Annotated in this window: 3 protein-coding genes; all 3 read left to right on the forward strand. The window is 50.8% G+C overall.

Annotated elements, in window-relative coordinates:
• Positions 1–435 precede the first annotated feature (435 nt).
• The gene (locus L4D12_RS00360; protein ID WP_428445839.1) at positions 436–1,374 is read left to right on the forward strand and encodes a TolB-like translocation protein; all 939 of its coding nucleotides are present in this window, start codon (positions 436–438) and stop codon (positions 1,372–1,374) included.
• Entirely contained in the window at positions 1,367–6,109 is a 4,743-nt protein-coding gene (locus L4D12_RS00365) for an OmpA family protein (protein ID WP_428445840.1), read from the forward strand. Before L4D12_RS00360 ends, L4D12_RS00365 begins: the two co-directional genes overlap by 8 nt.
• An 82-nt stretch (positions 6,110–6,191) precedes the next feature.
• Positions 6,192–7,370 (forward strand): TolB family protein (locus tag L4D12_RS00370; RefSeq protein ID WP_428445841.1); only part of this gene is annotated, 1,179 nt, incomplete at its 3' end.

The raw sequence follows: 7,370 nt of genomic DNA on the forward strand, positions 1-7,370 counted from the left end.
CCTATCGCCAACTGGATGCACAGAGCAAGGGAGGGGAACGTGGCTAACTATACCGTTCACGGCGTTTACCTGATGGAGGTAGCGTCTCCAATGTGGCAGACAGCGAAAATAACAATCACCGCAAATAACAGCAAATAACGAGCAGATAATACAGTGAACAGAAAAACAAAAATTCTTTTGGTCGGTGCGGCCATCGGCGGCGGCTTAGCGGCCGGAGGGGTCTACCTATCAAACAATACCCCCTATGATGATGTGTATATGAACCGTCTGGATATGATCACCAGAGCGCGAGAAATTTACGGCAACAAACACACGCCTACCTGGAAGATCGTTGTCGACGTCCCCGACAATCCGCCACAAGAAAAGTGGAATACCCAACATAACATGCCGCAGCTGATAACCACCATTCAGAATCCTAACCATGGACTCTATACCATGAATATGAACGGGACCGATGTTCGGCTGCTGTTTACCGCAAAAGAAATAGGCGGAAACATTGAGAGTAAAGGCTTATCAAGGCCTTCCCGCTCACCCGACGGTCGCTATATCATCACCGCCTATCGACCAAAAGCCTTCCAATACAAGTGCGTCATCTTCGACCTTAAAACCCGGCAAGCCCACCAGCTCGGGCCTGGCCGCTGCCAATCCTTTGACTGGCAAGCAGACAGTCAAGCGGTGTATTTCACCGGGGGGAAAAGCTGGAAACAAGCACTCCGCTATGATGTAACCACCAGTACTGCAACGCCGCTGTCGCCCCCCCCTGAAAGTAAACTTGGCGAGCTGAACTACGATACTGACTTCGTCAGAGGCAGAAGATCGCCTGACGGCAAGCACTTAATTCGCCAACTCAACCATAACGCCATGCAACGGGTAACGGACTCGAAAAATCAGGGCGTATTCACACTGCCGAACATGGAATACCTTGGCCGCAAGGCATACTACGCCAAAGAGTGCAACAAAGGACAGGCATTTAGCGCCGACCACAGTACTTTCACCTGCAACACCATCGGTGATACGTTCAGCTACTATCGGTTTGACACCCCAAAGGTTGTGGCAGGCATCGCGCCACAGCGCTGGATTGTACAAGAGGGACAGTGGTTTATGAGTGAGGATAACAACGATATCAACCGCTTACGTCAGCCAGAAGAAGACTCACCACTTTCAGCGGTACATTATACCTACACCGGCAAGGGCAAGGGCCCGCTCAATGTCATAACTGGCTACTTCAGTATGTCGATATCCCAGAACCTCAGGGAAGACTACAACCACCGTGATTTCAGCGCGTTTTTCCCGCCCCTGCCCAGCCCCGACATGTACTGGGAATCAGCCTATCGCCAACTGGATGCACAGAGCAAGGGAGGGAAACGTGGCTAACTATACCGTTCACGGCGTTTACTTAATGGGGCAGCTTTACGGCCGAGACGGGAGTCCCTGCCCAGGCGCCCGTTATTTCCCACTGCCCTATGAGACCATGGTGCTGCCTGACTCCCTATGGAAAGAAGACAAAACCTACATCAAACCTGACAGTGTGGTGGCCATGGTCAGGGCAGAGAACCCGTTGGCATACAGCGATAAATATGGCAAGCTGACTTTCTTCAACGAAGATAAGCAGCCTGTTGCCGCACAGGTTGCCACTGGAAAAACCGTCACGCTGACAGGCAGCCCAGTTGCGGTGAAACAATCAAGCCTTGGTAAAACATCACAGCGCAATGTGCTGTTCTTTCCCTCTTATATGGTGCCCATGTTCATTGGCGGCGAAGAGGAAGGAAAACCTTGGTTACCTGCACTCTATCAGAAGCTTAAAAACCAGACCCAATACTTCACCACGGATATCACAACCCTTGATCCGATCAGTGAACGCCACCTCTTGCTGGCCCTACCAGAAGGGGAGGCACTGACAGAGCTGACAAAAGACAGCCCTTATTTTGAGCACTACCACCACTGGCTGAGCACCCTGGGCAGCGAGCCGCTGCATATCCTGACCGTTCCCCAGTACTACACCATCGTGGTCAACTTCTCTTCTGCCAAATATGTCGGTGCCACCGTGACCCTGTCGGAGCTTCCCCCTGGGGTCGTGGTGATGGGAACAGAAAAACAATCGGTCTCCAAGGTGAAACTAGTCAACTTCATGGATATGGATGGAACAGATCAACCCATGTATTGCGCCACCTTCTGGATTGAGAGCAATATTTTGCCCACACTGGATAAACTGGAGCAGTACTGCCGAATCGATATCAATACAGCAACCGTTAATTTGAAATTTACAAATGAATTTTCTCAAAAGGGGCTATCCACATACAGCCTAAAAGAGCGCGTGCTCCATTTGCCGGTCAAAACTATCATTGGTCGGTGCAGCCTCGTCAATGGTGACCCCATCAGTGTGGAAGAGGCGCTGTTCAATCACGTGCCTGCATTTTACAAAGACATGACGGACAGGCTGAACAAGCAGCCTTATGACCTGCCAGAGCAGGTCACCGCAAGCACAGCAGAGCAGCGCCCCATCACCGCCGAAATGTGGCATCAGCTACAAAGCTACAAGGGTTTTTTCGAGGCGGGGACCGCAGCGCTAGAAAACGGCCCAACCTGGCAGATGCTATCCAAGCTGGCTCATGCCTCATTATCGGAGGCACTTGCTAATGATAACTCAGATCTAGCGAGGGCAACCCTCGCGGCCGTCGGGGTCACCGGTGCCTCGATGGAATTTGTCGAGGCCGTGGCCGACCTCAAATCCAAAAACCCGCTTGTCACTCAGGCCAACTTGATCCGCCGCGCCTTAGATCAGCAGGCGGTCTCCGGCATTCCCTTTCCCAATAGCGCCAGGCCCTTCCTGACAAAGCTGGGAGCGGTCGGCAATACGGTACTGGGCTTACCGCTTACCGCCCTAGAAACGGTATACAACCTCACCATTCTTAGTGATAGCCACCAGAAGGCCACCAAGGCAGACGATGCCTTCCTAAATGATGTCACCCGCTATGCAGTGGCCACTATCTCTCCTTCTGCGAACAAACTGCTGGCTCTGAAACAAGACCCCGATACCCTGACCCAAAAAGAGCAAGACGTCATGAGGGCCCTGAAGCAAGCATTGGCCGCCATGGTGGTAAAAGACGGCAACGGAGACCATAACTCAGCAAGCTTACCGCTGAATAACACCTTGCTACGTCTCGACAGTACGACCTTCGGGTTTGACCGTGCCACCCCGAATTTTAAAAACGCTAACGTTGAAGAGGCATTTCAAGCCATCGGGAAGCAGCTTGCCAAGCTGAGCGATCCGATCGATATCCAGATAGCGGGCCATACCTGCGATATCGGCTCGGTAGAGTACAACAAGAAGCTATCGCTCGCTCGGGCGGAATCAGTAAAGCAGAGCATTCTGGCGACATTCAAAGACGCGAAGCTGAAGGCGGTCTGGAGCCAAAGAATAAAGGTACTGGGTTACGGAGAGGACCAACCCTTGGTCAAAAACCTCGATATTGCCAGCCGAAGAAAGAACCGTCGGGTTGATATACTGCTCAACTTCAGCTCCCAGTTTGACTATCCCGCTTGCCGCTCTGGCATGACATTGGTTGAAAAATCACGAAAAACATCAACCGCCTCACTGATGAAAATGGAAGAAGACATCGTCAACGCCGCGGGAAGTGCCTTTGATTTAGCCCTGCTAGGTGTCACCCCTTTCTTTCCGCCAGCGGGTCTGCTAACAGCAACCAAACAAGGCTTAGCACTGGCTTCTACCATATTGAAAGAGGCTGACAATGTATCCGGCGTCGACAAGGCCAAGCTGTCTCAGGCTCTAGACCAGCTCTATCACGCAGATATCACCCTCTCTAGCCAACTGATTACCGAATCAGGCATAAAAACGCACCAAGCTGTAATTATGAAGGCCTACCTGAAACGAACACTGGCACTTAATGGCCTGATCCGTCTGATCCAGCAATACCAGTATGATCAAGTGGCTGGCAAGATAAACTATGTGACGTCCTCGGGGATGGTCGTTGAGCGCGATACACTTAGCTACAAAGAGTATGACATCTCAGGTTATATCAACGCCTTCTTGCTGAATGATGACTGGGAGGTAGAAAACGGCCTGCTGGGGCCAGTCCACCTCGATAAGCTCTGGCTAGAGAACAACGGGAAAAACACAGATTCACCGTGGCAACGGACATGGGCAGCAACCCTTGCACAGGGGCGCTATGTCTATGCACGATATAACCAGAGCGAAGACGGCAAGGATGAGGAGGCGCTGGCTCAACATCACAACCGCTACTTCCCTATCCATCACATGTTGTCAGAATCGGAAGCAAGGTTCAAAAAACTGGCTGCCACTCAGCGTCTGACCAATCTAGACAGTTCGGTGTTTAAACACATCATTATTTCTGCCCGCTCCCCGGGGGCAACAAGCGCTGACAGCTGGCAACCCTTCCTGGATTACTACAAGGGTAACGGCTCCTGCCTCTCACCTTATGACCATATTCGTATTCTTGTCGTACTGGACAAAGAAAAGATTGCACAGGGTAACGACGACAACCTATTCCTGTTGCCGATTGCAGCCCGTGCGATATCAACAGGTCTTACCGGAGGGGACTGGCACTTTTTCGATAAGGTCGCATCTGAAACAGTCGAGTATGCCAGTCCGCTAAATAAGGCGGATCTAATGAAACATGAGAAAAATGTGCTAAATAAGGCTGAAGATACTGTTCTGGGTGCGATTATCCAACCTGACTTCTCTTTTGGCGTTCATCAGATCATGGGGACCCGACCCGTCGCAGATTATGATGATGACGTACTCAAATCACTATTTGACGAAAGTGACCAGGCTAACAGCGCCAGTAAGGCCCGAGTATCAGGGGCCATGAAATACTTGAGCTACTTTTATCAGGTCGGTATACCTGGTCAGCAAAAAACGGATACCCATGTAACATACAGAGAAAAAAGCGTCAGTTTCTTTGATTTGAGTCGAGCACTCTTCAACCTGACCCTTTCACCGACAAGAGAATATGAATTCACTAAAGATTTCGTGACCCGTTCCCCAAGTGTGAAGGGGGATCAGATCTTCTATGAAAAGAGCTTTCTGAGTATAGATTCGCCGGGGCAAAAACGACAGTACCCCGAAATCTTTGACTCACCAGCCATCGACTTCTACCTTAGCCAGCCCGGTGCCAGAAACAAAGAGAACGACGAAAACAACCAGGCAGATCCTCTGAGTAAACACCGAAGACTGACCGGTGAAATAGAGAACTTCAACTGGAATGACGTTGTTGTCGCGACGGTAATTGCTCGAACCAAAGCCGTCACCACTGACAAGCTGAAACAGCAAGTCAATGACACTAACTGCATACCTCTGCCAAAAGCCGAACTGCAGTTAGCGCGTACAATTCTCGTCACCCAAAAGATCCCGCTTGCTGACATAAACTGCCTGTATCGCTTAGGTCGAATTAACGTTGACAAAGACAATTGCACGTTTATCCCGGCTCAATACCAAGATGATACACGGCCGTCTAAAATATCCTCGCTACAGCAAGCATTCGCAAGGCTTACAGCTGCTGAACTGAAAATGAAAGCAGTAGAAGAAGGCTTGATACCCCAGCTCAAGAAGAGCGTTTCTACCGATATCTATGCCAATACAGTGAAGCTGAAGTACATAAATGCCCTGGGTGTGGAGGTCGAAGGCCTGACCCCTCTAATATACCCAAGTGACCTGTATGCAAAAAAAGGGGGGCTGACTCAGGTAACCAGCCAGTTCAATAAATTCTGTGACTTCTACTTGACCTTAAATGGCCCGGAGGGTTCTGGGCTGGAAGGAAAATCAGAGAATATTATCATTTATGGCCAGCCCAAGAGCGTGCCGAAAAACTGGTATAAAACGGAGAGTAAAAAAGCCATCGCAATTGCAAACGAACAGAACCAGACCAATGCCCTCATTCAGGGGACGGACAGTTCAGCGACAGATTTAGGTGATTACAATATTTCCCGCCTCCACACTGCCGCAACGGCAGGCGATATCGAGCCTCACAACATCACCCGGCTTATGCAATGGGCGAAATCCAACCCTAACAATATGGATGACATCACCGATGAGAGGGTGACGATAATAGAAGACTGGGTAGGCATATAAGCCGCTCAACCTTTGATATCTTGCCAATGCAAAGCCGCTACATCTCGTAGCGGCTTTCATGTCCATAGGAGCAGATAACACAGTGAACAGAAAAACAAAAATTCTTTTGGTCGGTGCGGCCATCGGCGGCGGCTTAGCGGCAGGAGGGGCCTACCTGTCAAACAACACCCCCTATGATGATGTGTATATGAACCGTCTGGATATTGTCACCTACTATCGAGAGGTTTACGGCATCAAACACACGCCTACCTGGAAGATCGTTGTCGACGTCCCCGACAATCCACCACGGGAAAAATGGAATACCCAGCATAACATGCCGCAGCTGATAACCACTATTCAGAATCCTGACCATGGACTCTATACCATGAATATGAACGGGACCGATGTTCGGCTGTTGTTTACCGCAAAGGAAATAGGCGGAACCATTGAGATTAAAGGCTTATCAAGGCCTTCCCGCTCACCCGACGGTCGCTATATCATCACCGCCTATCAGCCCGAAGTTTTCCAATACAAGTGTGTCATCTTCGACCTTAAAACCCGGCAAGCCCACCAGCTCGGGCCTGGCCGCTGCCTATCTTTTGACTGGCAAGCAGACAGTCAAGCGGTGTATTTCACCGGGGGGAAAAGCTGGCAACAGTCATTCCGCTATGATGTGACCACCGATACTGCGACGCCGCTGTCGCCCTCCCCTGAAAGTAAATTTGGCGAGCTGAACTACGATAGTGACTTCGTCGGAGGCAGAGTCTCGCCTGACGGCAAGCACTTTATTCGCCAACTCAGCTATGAGGCCGTGCTGCGGGTACCGGATTCGAAAAATCAGGGCGTATTCACACTGCCGAACATGGAATACCTTGGCCGCAAAGCATACTACGCCAAAGAGTGCGACAACGGACAGGCTTTTAGCGCCGACCACAGCACTTTCACCTGCAACACCATCGGTGATGCGTTCAGCTACTATCGGTTTGCCACCCCAAAGGTTGTGGCAGGCATCGCGCCACAGCGCTGGATTGTACAAGAGGGACAGTGGTTTATGAGTGAGGATAGCAACGATATCACTCGCTTACGTCAGCCAGAAGAAGACTCGCCACTTTCGGCGGTGCGTTATACCTACACCGGCAAGGGCAAGGGCCCGCTCGATGTTATAGCGGGCTACTTCAGTATGTCGATATCCCAGAACCTCAGGGAAGACTACAACCACCGTGATTTCAGCGCGTTTTTCCCGCCCCTGCCCAGCCCCGACTTGTACTGGGAATCAGCCTAT

Origin of the sequence: Photobacterium nomapromontoriensis (assembly GCF_050336815.1) — a bacterium.
Taxonomy (GTDB): domain Bacteria; phylum Pseudomonadota; class Gammaproteobacteria; order Enterobacterales; family Vibrionaceae; genus Photobacterium; species Photobacterium nomapromontoriensis.

Bases quoted from the DNA above. Each gene is read 5' to 3' on its own strand.
- L4D12_RS00360 (WP_428445839.1), top strand. From the start codon at position 436: ATGAATATGAACGGGACCGATGTTCGGCTGCTGTTTACCGCAAAAGAA.